The following is a 14,542-nucleotide window of genomic DNA, read 5'->3' on the forward strand; positions in this document are numbered from 1 at the left end:
CGGCCCGCCACCGGTAAGGTGTCAATCGACAGTGGACCTATTACACACGGGGGCTGGAGTGCAGGACCCGAGCATCAACGAGCTCGTCCGGATGTGGATCGCCGGCTGGACCGTCTCGCGCGGCGCGGCCGAGCCGGTGGACGAGCCCTGGGGCTGGACGATCGACGTCGGCGCGGTCGGCCACGTCGCCCGGCACGTCCTGCCCGAACCGACCGAGGCGGACGTCCGCAAGATCGCCGAGACCACCACCGCGCCGGGCACCTGGCTGAAACTGTTCACCGAGGACGCCGTCGCCCGGTCCTGGCTGGGCCCGCAGTGGCGGCTGGACGCCCCGGGGCACCTGATGAGCGCCCCGCTGGCCGCCGAGCGGCCCAAGGTGCCGGCCGGCTACACCGTGACCACCTGGAGCCGGGGCGGGGTCGTCCGGACGCTGGTCCGCACCGGCGCCGGGCACCTGGCCGCGCGGGGCCAGGCGGGCCTGGCCGGCACCGTGGCCGTCCCGGACCAGATCCTGACCGCGCCCGGGCACCAGCGCCGGGGCCTGGGTTCCCTGGTGATGCGGACGCTGCAGCACGCCGGACGGGAGGCGGGCGCCGACACCGGCGTGCTGGTCGCCACCCCGGACGGCCAGGCGCTCTACACCTCGCTCGGCTGGGCCACCCGTTCCCCGATGGCGAGCCTGGCCTTCGAGCCGACGGCGGATCACCCCGAGACGGAGCACCCGGCGACGGACCGCCCGGAGAGCGACCGCCCGGAGAGCGACCACCCGGAGGCGGATCAGCGGTAGGGCAGCAGCTCGGCCCGCTTCGGCGGCCGGCCGTCACCGGAGGAGCGCCCGGTGAGCCGGCGGCCGATCCACGGGCCGAGGTGGCCACCCAGCCAGCGGGCGTCGGCGCGCAGCCGTTCGGCCCGGCCGCGCGGGGCGGCGGGCGGCAGCGGGGCGCGCCAGTCGAAGGCGGCGGGGCGGCCGAGCGCCTCCAGCACCCCTTCGGCGACCCGGCGGTGGCCCTCGGGCGACAGGTGCAGGCGGTCCTCGGCCCAGAGCCGGCGGTCGTCGAAGCAGGGGGCGGAGAACAGGTCGACGACGGCGACGCCCTCGTCCTGGCCGAGCTCGTGCACGAAGGCCTTCATCCGCAGGATGGCCGGCAGCAGCCGGGCGCTGCCCGCCATCCGCCGGGTGGGGTCGGTGCTGGTGAACAGCACGACGGTGGCGCCGGTGGCGCGCAGCCCGCCGGCGCAGCGGCCGAGCAGCCGCTCGACCCGGGCGATGTCGCAGCCGGGGCGCAGCACGTCGTTGAGGCCGCCGGCGAGGGTGACGAGGTCGGCGCCCATCGCGGTGGCGGCGGCGAGCTGCTCGTCGTGGATCTGGCCGATGAGCTTGCCGCGGACGGCGAGGTTGGCGTAGCGGAACCCGGGCGCCTCCCCGCCGTGGACCCGGCCCCGGACCTCCTCGGCGAGCACGTCGGCGACCCGGTCCGCCCAGCCGCGGTAGTGGCCGTCGGACAGCAGGTCGTCGCCCATGCCCTCGGTGAAGGAGTCCCCGACGGCGACGTAACTGCGGTAGGTGGTGGGCACGGGCGGTCTCCGCTCTCCTCCGATTGCTCCGTGGCCCGACGATGGTACGCGCGGCCGGTCCGGGCGCCGCCCGGGGCCCCGGCGCTCACCCCGCGACGGCCGCCTCGTCGTCCGTCTTCCGGGGGGTGAACCAGTGTTCGCGGACGGCGTCGGTGGGCCGCTGTTCGCCGAGGGCGGGCAGGCCCCACTCCCCCAGCGCCTCGATCACCGGGCGCAGTTCGCGGCCGCGTTCGGTGAGCTCGTAGACCGTGGCGTTGGCGGGCCGTTCGAGCCGGCGGCGCAGGGCCAGACCGTCGCCCTCCAGCTGCTTGAGCCGGGCGGCGAGGATGTCGGTGGAGACGCCGGGCAGGTCGGCGTGCAGGTCGGTGTAGCGGCGCGGGCCGCCGAGGAGTTCACGGACGATCAGGAGGCTCCAGCGCTCCCCCACCGCGTCCAGGGCGCGGGCGACGGCGCAGTACTGGTCGTAGCTTCGGCGTGACATGTGGATCAGCATAGCCAAAAGGTTGGACTTTCCAAGTGCCAACTTGGTAGAACAAAGCAACAGCAATGATGCGGGTGGTGACGGTCCGGAGGCCGCAGATGGAGTTTCGACAGTCCAGCAAGCTGAATGACGTGTGCTACGAGATCCGCGGCCCGGTGGTCGACCAGGCCAACGCGCTGGAGGAGGCCGGGCACAGCGTGCTGCGGCTGAACACCGGCAACCCGGCCCCGTTCGGCTTCGAGGCGCCGGAGGAGATCATCCAGGACATCATCCGCAACCTGCCCGGGGCGCACGGCTACAGCGACTCGCGCGGCATCCTGCCGGCCCGCCGCGCGGTGGTGCAGTACTACCAGCAGCGCGGCGTGAACGGGGTCGGCGTCAACGACGTCTACCTCGGCAACGGCGTCTCCGAGCTGATCCAGATGGCCGTCACCGCGCTCGTCGACGACGGCGACGAGGTGCTCGTCCCGATGCCGGACTACCCGCTGTGGACGGCCGTGGTCCGGCTGGCCGGCGGCAAGGCCGTGCACTACCTGTGCGACGAGCAGGCGGAGTGGTACCCGGACCTCGACGACATCGCCGCCAAGATCACCGCCCGCACCAAGGCCATCGTCGTCATCAACCCCAACAACCCCACCGGCGCGGTCTACCCCAGGGAACTGCTGGAGGGCATCCTCGACCTCGCCCGCCGCCACCACCTGATGGTCCTGGCCGACGAGATCTACGACAAGATCCTCTACGACGACACCGAGCACCACTGCCTCGCCGCCCTCGCCGACGACGTCCTCACCCTCACCTTCAACGGCCTGTCCAAGGCCTACCGGGTGGCCGGCTTCCGCAGCGGCTGGCTGGTCGTCTCCGGGCCCAAGCAGCACGCCACCGACTACCTGGAGGGCCTGACCATGCTCTCCGGCATGCGCCTGTGCCCCAACGTGCCCGCCCAGTTCGCCGTCCAGGCCGCACTCGGCGGCCACCAGTCCATCAACGACCTGGTGCTGCCCGGCGGCCGGCTCACCGAGCAGCGGGACGTCGCCTTCAAGGCCCTCAACGAGATCCCCGGCGTCAGCTGCGTGAAGCCCAAGGGCGCCCTGTACGTCTTCGCCAGGCTCGACCCGGCGGTCCACCGGATCGTCGACGACGAGCAGTTCGTCCTGGACCTGCTGCTCCGCGAGAAGATCCACGTCGTCCAGGGCACCGGCTTCAACTGGCCCCGCCCGGACCACTTCCGCTTCGTCACCCTCCCCCGCGCCGACGACCTGGAGACGGCCATCAACCGGATCGGCCGCTTCCTGGCCACCTACCGCCAGAGCTAGGGCCTGTCCGGCCGATCTTGCCGGACCTCGGCAACACCTAGGCTGACCGGTCATGACCGTCCTGCGTTCCGTCGCCCTGTTCGCGCTCGCCGCCCTCGCCGAGATCGGCGGCTGCTGGCTGATCTGGCAGAGCGTGCGCGAGCAGCGGCCGTGGTGGCTGGCCGGGGTGGGGGTGGTGGTGCTCGGCGGGTACGGCTTCGTGGCGGCGCTGCAGCCGGACAGCCACTTCGGCCGGGTGCTGGCCGCGTACGGCGGCGTGTTCGTGGCCGGGTCGCTGCTGTGGGGCGTGGTCGTGGACGGCTTCCGGCCGACCCGGTACGACGTGGTGGGCGCGCTGATCTGCCTGGCCGGGGTCGCGGTGATCATGTACGGACCCCGGCGCTGAGCAGCGGACCGCTCGACGCCGGGGCCTCGCACGCCGGTTCAGGCGCCACCGGGACCGGTGCGGGAACTACCAGCCCCAGCCGCCGCCCTGGCCGTCGTCGTCGTGGTCGGAGTCCCAACCCTCGCCGACCTTGCGCAGGATGGTGTAGTTGTCGATCTGCGTGCCGTCCTCGGCCAGCGCGGTGACCTTCATGGACGACTTCTGGCCCAGGTGGGCCGGGGTGACGTCGACCTTGATGAAGGAGTAGCCGGTGTAGCGCACCCGCGACCACTGGATGGTCTCGGGGACCTTCACCCTGCCCTTGCCCCAGTAGTAGGTGTTCACCTCGTCCTGGTGGTTCTCGTGCCCCTCGTAGGTGTCCGGCACGTCGAACTTGTACAGGCTGCGGCCGGCCGCGCCCGCGGTCACGTAGACCACGCCGTCCTTCGCCGGCTCGATGGTGGCGCCGCTCGGCACCTGCTTCGAGACCTTGTTGCCGAGGATCGCGTCGGTGCGCTCGTAGATGTGGTTGTGGCCGTTGATGACCAGGTCGACCCGGAACTTCTCGAACAGCGGCACCCAGGCCTCGCGGACACCGCCCTCGGAGGCGTGCGCGACGGTGGTGGAGAAGGCGCAGTGGTGGAAGAAGACCACGACGAAGTCGATGGTCTCGTCGTTGCGCAGGTCCTTGAGGGTGCGCTCCAGCCACGTGGTCTGCTTGTTCGCCGAGAGGCCCAGGTTGGCCGGGATCTCGTAGGAGACGTCGTTGGCGTCGAGGGAGATGACGCCGACGTTCTTGTAGCGGAAGGTGTAGACGCCGGGGACCTTGCGCGGGTCCGGGCCGTTGTCCGGGAGGAAGAAGCGGGTGTTCTCGCCGCCGTACCCGTTGGGCGAGTACCAGGCCTCGATGTCGTGGTTGCCGTAGGCGACCATCCACGGCACGGTGGCCGCGACCGTCTCGGTCTGGACCAGGAAGTCGTCCCAGGTCCGGGCGTTGTACACGGACTTGTCCGGGTCCGTGCCGGAGCCGGCCGGGTCGGCGTAGCAGATGTCGCCCGCGTGCAGGTGGAAGGACGGGTTCTGGGCCAGGATGACGTGGTCGTTGCCGGCCGCGTGCGAGCTGACGCCCTGGTCGCCGAAGGCGGTGAAGGTGAACGGCTCGTAGACCTTGCCCCAGCGGTGGTCGCGGGAGGGCGCGGTGCGGAAGGTGTGCAGGGTGGAGATCTGCTGCTGCGAGGCCGGGTCGAAGCCCTCGTGGCCGACACCGTAGTAGTACGTGGTGTCGGGGTGCAGGTCCTCCAGCGCCACGTGCAGGTAGTACTGGTCCACCGGCTGGCTGTTCGGGGTCAGCGCCGGGGTGTGCAGGGCGCGGACCTCGGCCTGGACCTTGTGGCTCAGCTCCCACGGAGTCTTGCCGAAGCGCAGGAACGGCTTCTTGACCGGGGCCGGGACCTGCCAGGAGACACGGAACTGGGTGTCCGGCTCGGGGCCGAACTGGAGGTGGCGCCCGATCGGCGCGACCATCGAACCGTCGACGCCGGCCGTCGTGGCACCGGTCAGCAGCTGCGGGCTCGCCGGCGCGGCGAAGGCCGTTCCACCGCCCAGCGCGCCGCCGACGGCGACGGCGCCCACGGTCACCGCGCCGGCGCGCAGCATCCGGCGGCGGGAGAAGCGCGCCCGCAGGTACTCGTGCTGCTCGGCCATGCTCATGCGGTCGGCGAGCTTGGCCGGCACGCCCATGTGAGGGATATCCATGCGCGGGACTCTTCCAGTGGCGCGTTGACCGCACACGGACGCGCGGTGAACGGGCCACAACGTGCCGTTCACTCGAACACCAACGTTCGACCATGATCAGGCAAAGACCGTGCTCACGCCGGACCGACCCCGGATCATGGCCCCGGCCCGGCGGGCGATCTGAACCCCCGTCGACTCCGGGGCGCCAGGGCGCTCAGCCGGACGGCTCGTCCCAGGTGGTGGCGGCCCGGTTGCCGGTGCCGTCGCAGGTGCGGCAGATCTCGTCCCGGTAGGCGTGCTTGGCGCCGGTCGCGTCCACCCGGTAGCGGACGTACACCCCGGTGCCGTCGCAGAGGAAGCAGTTGCCGCCCCCGCCGCCCACCTCGGTGGTGCCGGTGCCCTGGCAGGTCCGGCAGTTGAGACCGGCGGTCCGGCCGGTGCCCGCGCAGATACGGCAGACCGTCGTCATCGTCGTCCTTCCTGGGCGGAACCGCTGGCAGCCATCGGTCATGGTAGTGGGGCCGCCGAGGGCGGCGTCCACCGGATCTCCATCGGCCATCGATCCGACCAACCCGCTTGCGCGGAAGCGGCGATGAGGACGGATCAGCTCCGCTCGCGCGGCTGCTCCGCCGGCGGGCCCTCCGCTCCGGCGGGCCCGCTACCCGACGGACCCGCTACTCCGACAGGCCCTCGCGGACCCGGCGGGACACCGAGATCAGCTGGAGGTCGAGCAGACCGGGCGGGTCGGCGAGACCTGGACCGCCCGCGTGCACCCAGGCGGCTATCTCGTCGATCATGTCGTCCGCCAGCACGAAGCCCAGCCACACCGGACGGCCGCCCGCCGCCCGGCCCTCCCCGGACGGGCCGACCACCACCACGTTGGACTGGGTGCACACGTCCAGGCACTTGACCGCACGGACCCGGCCCGCCGTACCGACCGCCGCCCGCAGCCGCTCGTACTGCCCCGCGTGGTCCACCCCCGGATGCTTCGCCTCGGTGCCGCAACAGCAGCCGCGGCAGACGGTGACGGTCACCGGGGAGGCGGCGGCCTGCTTGCGGTCCCGGTCTCGGCGGCTCATCGGCTCTGGTACTCCCCCTGGTCACGGACGCTGGCTGCACGCGCAGCCTACCCGCCGGCCCACGGCCCCCCGCAGGGTGCCGGGGGCGAACACCGGTCCGTAGGATGCCCTCATGGGACATGCGACCACCGAGAAAGCCGTACCGCGGATGCGCCTGGACGCCTCCAACGCGGCCAAGGTCGCGACCACCCTCCAGGCCCTGGCCACCCCCTCCCGGCTGCTGATCCTGGCCGCACTGCGCGAGGGCCCGCGCGCCGCCACCGAACTCGCCGACGCCGTGGGCATGGAGCAGTCCGCCTGCTCCCACCAGCTGCGACTGCTGCGCAACCTCGGCCTGGTCGTCGGCGAACGCCGCGGCCGCTCGGTGGTCTACTCCCTGCACGACGACCACGTGGCCGCCCTCCTCGACCAGGCCGTCTACCACGTCGAACACCTGCGCCTGGGCCTCACCGACGAGCAGTGACCGGCGCCCCCTCGGGCGGCCGGTGCACCCCCCGACACCTCCTTTACGCCACCGCCTGCGCGGCCGCGCGCCCCGCCGTGCGGCCGGAGAAGAGGCAGCCGCCGAGGAAGGTGCCCTCCAGGGAGCGGTAGCCGTGGACGCCGCCGCCGCCGAAACCGGCTGCCTCGCCGGCGGCGTAGACGCCCGGGAGCGGCTCGCCGTCGGGGCGCAGGACGCGGGAGGAGAGGTCGGTCTCCAGACCGCCGAGGGACTTGCGGGTGAGGATGTTCAGCCGGACGGCGATCAGCGGGGCGGCGGCCGGATCGAGGATGCGGTGCGGCGGGGCCACCCGGATCAGCTTGTCGCCGAGGTAGCGGCGGGCGCCGTGGATGGCGGTGACCTGGAGGTCCTTGGAGAACGGGTTGGTCAGCTGCCGGTCGCGGTCCTCGACGGCGCGGCGCAGCCCGTCGGGGTCGATCAGCGCCTCGCGGGTCTTGGCGTTCATTCCGCGGGCGAGGTCGGCGAGGGTGCTCGCGACGACGAAGTCGGGCCCGTGCCGCAGGTGGCCCCGGACCGGACCGGGGGCGCCGGGCAGCGCGCGGCCGAGGACACCGCGGACGGACTTGCCGGTCAGGTCGGGGTTCTGCTCGGAGCCGGAGAGGGTGAACTCCTTCTCGATGATGCGCTGGTTGAGCACGAACCAGGTGTGCTCGTACCCGGTGGACATGATGTGGTCGAGCGTGCCGAGGGTGTCGAAGCCGGGGAACAGCGGGACGGGCAGGCGGTTGCCGCGTGCGTCCAGCCAGAGCGAGGACGGGCCGGGCAGGATGCGGATGCCGTGCCGGGCCCAGATCGGGTCCCAGTTCTCGATGCCCTCGGTGTAGTGCCACATCCGGTCGCCGTTGATCAGGCTGGCGCCGGCGTCGCCGGCTATGCCGAGCATCAGCCCGTCGACGTGCGCGGGGACGCCGGAGAGCAGCTTGGCGGGCGGGGTGCCGAGCCGGGCGGGCCAGGCCTTGCGGACCAGGTCGTGGTTGCCGCCGATGCCGCCGGAGGTCACGATCACGGCCTGGGCGCGCAGTTCGAACCGTCCGGCGCTCTCGCGTGAGCTGGCCTCGCCGCGGGCCGCCGGGCTGGGCACCAGGACCTCGCCGGTGACGGTGTCGGTGACGCCCGCGGTGGCGCCCAGGCCGGTGACCCGGTGGCGGAAGCGCAGGTCGACCAGCCCGCGGGCGGCGGCGGCCCGGACCCGGCGGACGAAGGGCTCCAGCAGTCCCGGCCCGGTGCCCCAGGTGATGTGGAAGCGGGGCACCGAGTTGCCGGGGCCGTCGGCGAGCAGGCCGCCGCGCTCGGCCCAGCCGACGACGGGGAAGAACCGCACGCCCATGCCGTACAGCCAGGAGCGCTTCTCGCCGGCCGCGAAGTCGACGTAGGCCTCGGCCCAGCGGCGGGGCCAGGCGTCCTCGGGCCGGTCGAAGCCGGCCGTGCCGAGCCAGTCCTGCCAGGCGAGGGCGTGCGAGTCACGGATCCGCATCCGGCGCTGCTCGGGCGAGTCGACGAGGAAGAGGCCGCCGAAGGACCAGTGCGCCTGGCCGCCGAGCGAGGCCGCGGGTTCCTGGTCGAGCAGGATCACCTTCCGTCCGGCATCGGCGAGTTCGGCGGTGGCGGCGAGTCCGGCGAGTCCTGCTCCGATGACGATGACGTCGGCGTCCAGGGCCATGCGCAGTCCTCCGTCGCGGCGGGCGGGACGACGCGCGGGGGTGGGCGCCGTCGCTGTGCGCCCGATACTGCGGCCTGCGGTGACGTCCGGTCAACCAGCGGGTAACAACCGACCGCGGCAATTCCGCTCCACGCCGTTTCGGAAATACCCGCGATACCCGGTGGAGCGAAATGCGAAATGCGATCTGACGGAATTTCGGAAATTTCCGCCCATGGCATGGACGTCCACGAAACCAACAAGTAACTTACCTGCGAGTAGCCGCGGCCGGCACGACCCCCCACCCGTCGTTTCTCTCCCCCCAAGGAGGAACCGTGCTCCGCCCTGCCCGGAAACCCCGGCGCGTGCGCACCACCACCGCGCTCACCGCCGTCGCGCTCGGCGCCGCCCTCGCGCTCACCTCCACCAGCGCCCAGGCCGCCGTCCCGGCACCGCGACACCTCGTGGCGCTCGGCGACTCCTACGCCGCCGGCGCGGGCGTGCCCGGCCAGTCGGCTGGCCTCTGCCTGCGCTCCGACCGCAACTACGGCCACGTGGTCGCCGCCGCCCTCAAGGCCGGCGCGTACACCGACGTCACCTGCGCCGCCGCCAAGGTCAAGGCCATGACGCAGCCGCAGTACGACGCCTTCCTCAAGGTCAACGACCCGCAGCTGGACGCCGTGACCCCCGACACCGACCTGGTCACCCTCGGGATCGGCGGCAACGACCTCGCGGCCAGTGACCTCGGCCTCGGCGAGCTCGTCGCCACCTGCATCGCCGGCGCGGTCGTCAACCCGCTCGGGACGCCCTGCAAGGACGTCTACCACCACGGCTACTGGGACTGGAGCAGCTGGTCCTGGCAGTACGGCAACGACGACCTGGCGGAGCGGATCACCACCACCATCGCGCCGCAGATCGCCGACACGCTGCGGCGCATCCACGCCAAGGCGCCGCAGGCCCGGGTGCTGCTGGTCGGCTACCCGTCCGTGCTGCCCGCCGACGGCGCGACGTGCGTCCTGCGCCAGCCGGTGACGCCGGGCGACGTGGAGTACATGCACGGCGTGCTGGACAAGCTGAACGCCGCGCTCAAGGCCACCGCGGCGGCGGGCGGCGCGACGTACGTCGACACCGCGACGCCCACCGTCGGGCACGACGTGTGCTCGGACGACCGCTGGATCGAGGGCGCGCTGCCCGGCTCGCCCGCCGTGCCGTTCCACCCGAACGCGACCGGCGAGAAGGTGATGGCGGACGCGGTGCTCGCCGCGCTGCGGTAGGCCTGGCCCGCCGGAAAGCCCCGAGGGGGCGGTGGCCAGACCCCGGTCACCGCCCCCTCGGCCCTGCGCTGCTACTCCGACTTGGCGGACGCGGAGGCGGAGGCGGCGGCCAGGCCGGCCGACCACTTCTCCTCGACCTTGCCGAACTTCCAGTAGGCGATCGCCGCGACCCAGGTCAGCACGAACAGGCCGACGATCGCGTAGCCGACGAAGTTGAGGTCCAGCCCGCCGACCCAGGCGATCGGGCCGCTGGTGATGTCCAGCTTCTCGCCGAGCAGGCCGATCAGCTCGATCAGGCCGATCACCAGCGCGACCAGCACCGACAGGCCGGTGACGGTCAGGTTGTAGTAGATCTTGCGGACCGGCTTGGAGAAGGCCCACTCGTAGGCGAAGTTCATGAACGAGCCGTCGATGGTGTCCAGCAGGCTCATCCCGGCCGCGAACAGGATCGGCAGCGTGAGCAGCGCGTACCAGGGCAGCGAGAACGCCGCCGCGCCGCCGGCCAGCACCAGCAGGGACACCTCGGTGGCGGTGTCGAAGCCGAGGCCGAACAGCAGGCCCACCGGGTACATGTGCCAGGGCTTGGTGACGGTCCTGGTCACCCGGCCGAGGATGCGGTTCATCAGCCCGCGCCGCTCCAACTGGCGCTCCAGCTCGGCCTCGTCGTACTCGCCCACGCGCATCCGGCGGAACACCTTGAGGATGCCGTTGAAGGCGCCCAGGTTGATCAGGCCGAGGAGCAGCAGGAACGTCCCGGAGACGGCGGTGCCGATCAGGCCGGTGGCCTGGTGCAGGGTCGAGTCGTCGGACTCCACCTGCCCGGCCAGCGAGCGGATGCCGAAGGCGAGCAGCGCGCAGAGGCCGAAGACGATCGAGGAGTGCCCGAGCGAGAACCAGAAGCCGACCGACAGCGGCCGCTTGCCCTGGCCCATCAGCTTGCGGGTGGTGTTGTCGATCGCGGCGATGTGGTCCGCGTCGAAGGCGTGCCGCATCCCGAGGGTGTAGGCGGTCAGGCCCATGCCCGCGCCGAACACCTGGCCGCCGACCGTGTAGTGCTCGGGCGCGACCAGCGCGAGCAGGGTGAACCAGCCGACCACGTGCAGCGCGAGGATGAAGCCGCCCATCCCGGCCAGGCGCATCCACTCCTCCCGGGTGAGCCGGTCACGCCATCTGACGGGCGAGGCACCTGCGGCGGGGCTGGACATCCTGTGGTCCTTTCGGGTGGTCCGGGCTCGGGTGGTCCGGGCGAAGCTGGGCCATCTTTCCCCCCTCGGGGAAGTAGTTGCAAGTCATGTGCAAATGCCGGACGGCGGCGAACGGAGGCGGGCGGCGCAGGAGGGGGGCGCGTGGCAGCGGCCGCGCTCCTCCCGGCGGGGGGATTCACCGCCTCCTCCGGCCGGGGTTTCACCGTGTCCCGGCGAGGGCTTCACCACCCACCCCCGTTCGTCATGGACCGTACAAATCCTGGTAACCCCCGGAGCCTTTCGGTCGCCGCTCTACGCGCGGATACTCCCGTTCTACGCGCGAAAACTCGGGCGCCGAACGCCTCAACCCCCCACGGAGGAACGGCACATGACGATCAGTATCCGAACCGTCGCCGCACTCGCCGGCACCGCCCTGCTCACGGCCGGCCTCACCGCCACCGCCCCCACCGCCACCGCCCGGCCCGCGGCGACCAAGGCCGCCACCGCCGGGCACCGCGTGCTGTTCGACGACAGCAAGGCCGAGACCGCCGGCAACGCCGACTGGATCATCAGCACCAGCCAGCCCGACCCGCTCGCCCAGAACGCCAACCCCACCACCGAGAAGAGCTGGACCGGCGCGCTGTCCGCCTGGGGCGTCGCCCTCCAGAAGACCGGCCAGTACAGCCTCAAGACCCTCCCGGCCGGCTCCACCATCAGCTACGGCACCGGCGCCGCCCTCGACCTCGCCAACTTCGACACCTTCGTCCTGCCCGAGCCCAACATCCGGCTCAGCGCGGGCGAGAAGACCGCGATCATGAAGTTCGTCCAGAACGGCGGCGGGCTCTTCCTGGTCTCCGACCACACCAACAGCGACCGCAACAACGACGGCTGGGACTCCCCCGCGATCATCAACGACCTGATGACCTCCAACGGGGTCGACACCAAGGACCCCTTCGGCTTCTCCGTCGACCTGCTCAACATCACCACCGACAACCCGCGTGCCGTCAACGCCCCCACCGACCCCGTCCTGCACGGCCCGTTCGGCGCCGTCACCGGCTCCATCCTGCGCAACGGCACCACCTTCACCCTCAAGCCCGCCGACAACCCCACCGTCAAGGGCCTCGTCTACCGCACCGGCTACAGCGGCACCACCGGCGCGTTCTTCGTCACCAGCACCTACGGCAGCGGCCGGGTCGCCATCTGGGGCGACAGCTCCGCCATCGACGACGGCACCGGCGAGGCCGGAAAGAAGGTCTACAACGGCTGGGACGACCCCGCCGGCACCAACGCCGCCCTCGCCCTCAACGCCACCGCCTGGCTCTCCAAGGCGTAGCCACCGCGCGCGCCCTCCGCCGGGAGTGCGCGCCCTTCAACCGGGAACGCGCGCCCTTCACCGGGAGTGCGCGCCCTTCGTCAGGAAATCGGACGGTTCCTCCCCTAGGGTCGAGATGTCGACGCCCGCGGCGCGCTTCCCGTACGCGCCGCGGGCCCGCCGGCGCTCACCGGCCCGGGATCCGATGGGAGCGGCCATGCCGTCCTACCCCTTCCACACCACCCGCGAGGACGTCCGCATCCCGCTGCCCGACGGCACGCGGTTGGCCGCCCGGCTGTGGCGCCCGGTCCACGACGAACCCGTCCCCGCCGTCCTGGAGTACTCCTCCGGCCGGTTCACCGACCGGACCGCCGCCGAGGACGCCCGCCGCCACCCCTGGTACGCCGGCCACGGCTACGCCGCCGTCCGGGTGGACACCCGCGGCCACGGCAACTCCGACGGCCTGCCCGGCGAACCCGGCGGCGACCAGGAACTCGCCGACGGCGTCGCCGTCCTCGACTGGCTCGCCGACCGCCCCTGGAGCAGCGGCCGGGTCGGCCTGCTCGGCGTCGGCGCCGCCGGCACCACCGCCCTGCTGCTCGCGGCCCGCGCCCCCGACACCGTCGGCGCCGTGGTCACCGCCTGCCCCGAAGGCGGCCACCGCCTCGGCGGTGCCCTCCTCGCCGCCGGCCTGCACACCCGGCTCACCGCGCTGATCGCCGACGCCGCCCTGCCGCCCGACCCCCGACACGTCGGCGACGCCTGGCGGGCCGGCTGGCTGGCCCGCCTGGAGTCCCTGGACCCGCCCGTCGACGCCTGGCTCACCGCCGGCGAGGCCACCGTCCCTGTCCCCGTCCCCACCTTCGCCATCGCCGGCTGGGGCGACCCGTCCTGCTCCTTCGTGCTGCGCCTGCTCGCCACCTCGCCCACCGCCCGCGCCCTGCTCGGCCTCTGGCCGCACGGCCTGCCCGAGGACACCCTCCCCGAGACCCTGCGCTGGTGGGACCACTGGCTGCGCGACATCGACACCGGCGCCCTCGCCGAGCCCGCCCTGCGCAGCTGGACCGGCACCCGCTGGACCGGCGAGGAGGCCTGGCCCTCCCCCGACGTCCGGGAGATCCACTACCGCCTCGACGGCCCGCTGCGCACCGCCGGCACCGCCTCCGACGACCGCTACGTCCTCGTCCGCTCCCCGCAGCACACCGGCCTCAACGCCGGCGCGTACGTCCAGCTCGGCCGCCCCGCCGACCGGCCGCCCGACCAGCGGGAGGAGGACGGGCGCTCGGTCTGCTTCGACTCCCACCCGCTGCCCGAACCGGTCGAACTGCTCGGCATCCCGACCGTGCGGCTGCGACTGCGCGACGACGGCCCGTCTGCCCAGATCACCGCCCGGCTCTGCGCCGTCGGCCCGGACGGCACCTCCGCGCTGCTCACCCGGGGCGTCCTGGTCGCCACCGGTCCCGACGCGGTCGTCGAGCTCGCCGCCTGCGCCGCCACCGTCCCGGCCGGACACCGGCTGCGGCTCACCCTCTCCTCCGTCTACTGGCCGTGGGTGTGGCCCACCCCGGGCGCCGCCGGCTACGCCCTCGACCCGTCCCGCTCCGCCCTCAGCCTGCCCACCCGCCACCTCGCCGCCGACGTCGGCGCGGCCCCCGCCGCCTTCGCGGCCCCGGCCCTGCCCGAGCCGCTCGACATCCACCTCACCGACCCGCTCACCGCCCGGCCCGAACACGTCACCATCCACGACATCGGCCGCCACGAATGGCGCACCGAACTCTCCCCCGCCACCGACGGCACCCGCACCCACCCCGACGGCCTGGTCCGCGACGAGCACACCGTCACCGCCTACCGCGTCCTCAGCGACGCCCCGCTCAGCGCCCAGGCCCGCACCGACCACACCGTCCGCCTCGAACGCCCCGACGCCGGCTGGGACGTCACCGTCCAGACCCGCACCCAACTCCGCTGCGAGGCCGGGCACTTCCTCAGTCTCGTGCAGCTGCGCGCACTGGAGGCCGGCTCGGTGGTGTTCGCCAGGGAGTGGCGGCACCGCGTCCCGCGCGACGGCTGAGACCGCCTAAAAGTGCGCCT

13 protein-coding genes and 1 pseudogene are annotated in these 14,542 nt (G+C 72.8%); 7 read left to right on the top strand and 7 right to left on the bottom strand.

Annotated elements, in window-relative coordinates; all coding sequences use genetic code 11:
* Nucleotides 1-58: 58 nt before the first annotated feature.
* A complete protein-coding gene (locus tag ACIOJE_RS19955) occupies nt 59-787 on the top strand; it encodes a GNAT family N-acetyltransferase (RefSeq protein ID WP_400777615.1) in 729 nt (242 codons plus the stop codon).
* On the opposite strand, the gene ACIOJE_RS19960 is transcribed toward ACIOJE_RS19955, so the two are convergent.
* Nucleotides 778-1,575, bottom strand: a complete 798-nt coding sequence (locus tag ACIOJE_RS19960; protein WP_400777617.1) for an SGNH/GDSL hydrolase family protein — start codon at nt 1,573-1,575, stop codon at nt 778-780. The two genes, ACIOJE_RS19955 and ACIOJE_RS19960, sit on opposite strands and share 10 nt — an antisense overlap.
* A gap of 127 nt (nt 1,576-1,702) precedes the next feature.
* Nucleotides 1,703-2,056, bottom strand: a pseudogene (locus ACIOJE_RS19965) (winged helix-turn-helix transcriptional regulator); the annotation flags it as partial.
* A 98-nt stretch (nt 2,057-2,154) separates the two neighbouring features.
* Between ACIOJE_RS19965 and ACIOJE_RS19970 the strand changes: the two are divergent.
* Both ACIOJE_RS19970 and ACIOJE_RS19975 read left to right on the top strand, forming a co-directional pair.
* On the top strand, nt 2,155-3,369 hold the full coding sequence (locus ACIOJE_RS19970) for a pyridoxal phosphate-dependent aminotransferase (protein WP_280674240.1): 1,215 nt from the start codon (nt 2,155-2,157) through the stop codon (nt 3,367-3,369).
* A 52-nt stretch (nt 3,370-3,421) separates the two neighbouring features.
* Entirely contained in the window at nt 3,422-3,754 is a 333-nt protein-coding gene (locus ACIOJE_RS19975; RefSeq protein WP_400663052.1) for a YnfA family protein, read from the top strand.
* Between the two features lie 66 nt (nt 3,755-3,820).
* Here ACIOJE_RS19975 and ACIOJE_RS19980 read toward each other — a convergent pair whose 3' ends face one another.
* The 3 genes from ACIOJE_RS19980 to ACIOJE_RS19990 all read right to left on the bottom strand — a co-directional run bounded on the left by ACIOJE_RS19980 (nt 3,821) and on the right by ACIOJE_RS19990 (nt 6,546).
* Entirely contained in the window at nt 3,821-5,488 is a 1,668-nt protein-coding gene (locus ACIOJE_RS19980) for a purple acid phosphatase family protein (RefSeq protein WP_400777620.1), read from the bottom strand.
* 193 nt (nt 5,489-5,681) lie between these two features.
* Nucleotides 5,682-5,936: a hypothetical protein gene (locus tag ACIOJE_RS19985; protein WP_280674243.1), complete on the bottom strand. Its 255-nt coding sequence runs from the start codon at nt 5,934-5,936 to the stop codon at nt 5,682-5,684.
* Between the two features lie 205 nt (nt 5,937-6,141).
* Nucleotides 6,142-6,546, bottom strand: a complete 405-nt coding sequence (locus ACIOJE_RS19990; protein ID WP_280674244.1) for a (2Fe-2S) ferredoxin domain-containing protein — start codon at nt 6,544-6,546, stop codon at nt 6,142-6,144.
* A gap of 112 nt (nt 6,547-6,658) precedes the next feature.
* Here ACIOJE_RS19990 and ACIOJE_RS19995 point away from each other — a divergent pair, with 112 nt between their 5' ends.
* Nucleotides 6,659-7,009 (top strand): metalloregulator ArsR/SmtB family transcription factor, encoded by a 351-nt coding sequence (locus tag ACIOJE_RS19995; protein ID WP_280674245.1) that lies wholly within the window; start codon nt 6,659-6,661, stop codon nt 7,007-7,009.
* A gap of 43 nt (nt 7,010-7,052) precedes the next feature.
* Here the strand turns inward: ACIOJE_RS19995 and ACIOJE_RS20000 are convergent, their stop codons facing one another.
* Entirely contained in the window at nt 7,053-8,708 is a 1,656-nt protein-coding gene (locus tag ACIOJE_RS20000; protein WP_280674246.1) for an FAD-binding dehydrogenase, read from the bottom strand.
* Between the two features lie 341 nt (nt 8,709-9,049).
* Between ACIOJE_RS20000 and ACIOJE_RS20005 the strand changes: the two genes are divergently transcribed.
* Nucleotides 9,050-9,958, top strand: a complete 909-nt coding sequence (locus tag ACIOJE_RS20005) for an SGNH/GDSL hydrolase family protein (protein WP_400777622.1) — start codon at nt 9,050-9,052, stop codon at nt 9,956-9,958.
* A gap of 71 nt (nt 9,959-10,029) precedes the next feature.
* Here ACIOJE_RS20005 and ACIOJE_RS20010 read toward each other — a convergent pair whose 3' ends face one another.
* Entirely contained in the window at nt 10,030-11,163 is a 1,134-nt protein-coding gene (locus ACIOJE_RS20010; RefSeq protein WP_280674248.1) for a HoxN/HupN/NixA family nickel/cobalt transporter, read from the bottom strand.
* A 367-nt stretch (nt 11,164-11,530) separates the two neighbouring features.
* Between ACIOJE_RS20010 and ACIOJE_RS20015 the strand changes: the two genes are divergently transcribed.
* Together ACIOJE_RS20015 and ACIOJE_RS20020 are read left to right on the top strand one after the other, a co-directional pair.
* Entirely contained in the window at nt 11,531-12,475 is a 945-nt protein-coding gene (locus ACIOJE_RS20015; RefSeq protein WP_400777625.1) for a hydrolase, read from the top strand.
* A gap of 196 nt (nt 12,476-12,671) precedes the next feature.
* Nucleotides 12,672-14,522 carry a CocE/NonD family hydrolase gene (locus ACIOJE_RS20020; protein WP_400777627.1) on the top strand — a complete coding sequence of 617 codons (1,851 nt, stop codon included), beginning with the start codon at nt 12,672-12,674 and terminating at the stop codon, nt 14,520-14,522.
* The last annotated feature ends 20 nt before the right edge of the window (nt 14,523-14,542 follow it).

This window comes from Kitasatospora sp. NPDC087861 (genome assembly GCF_044742585.1).
Lineage (GTDB): Bacteria > Actinomycetota > Actinomycetes > Streptomycetales > Streptomycetaceae > Kitasatospora.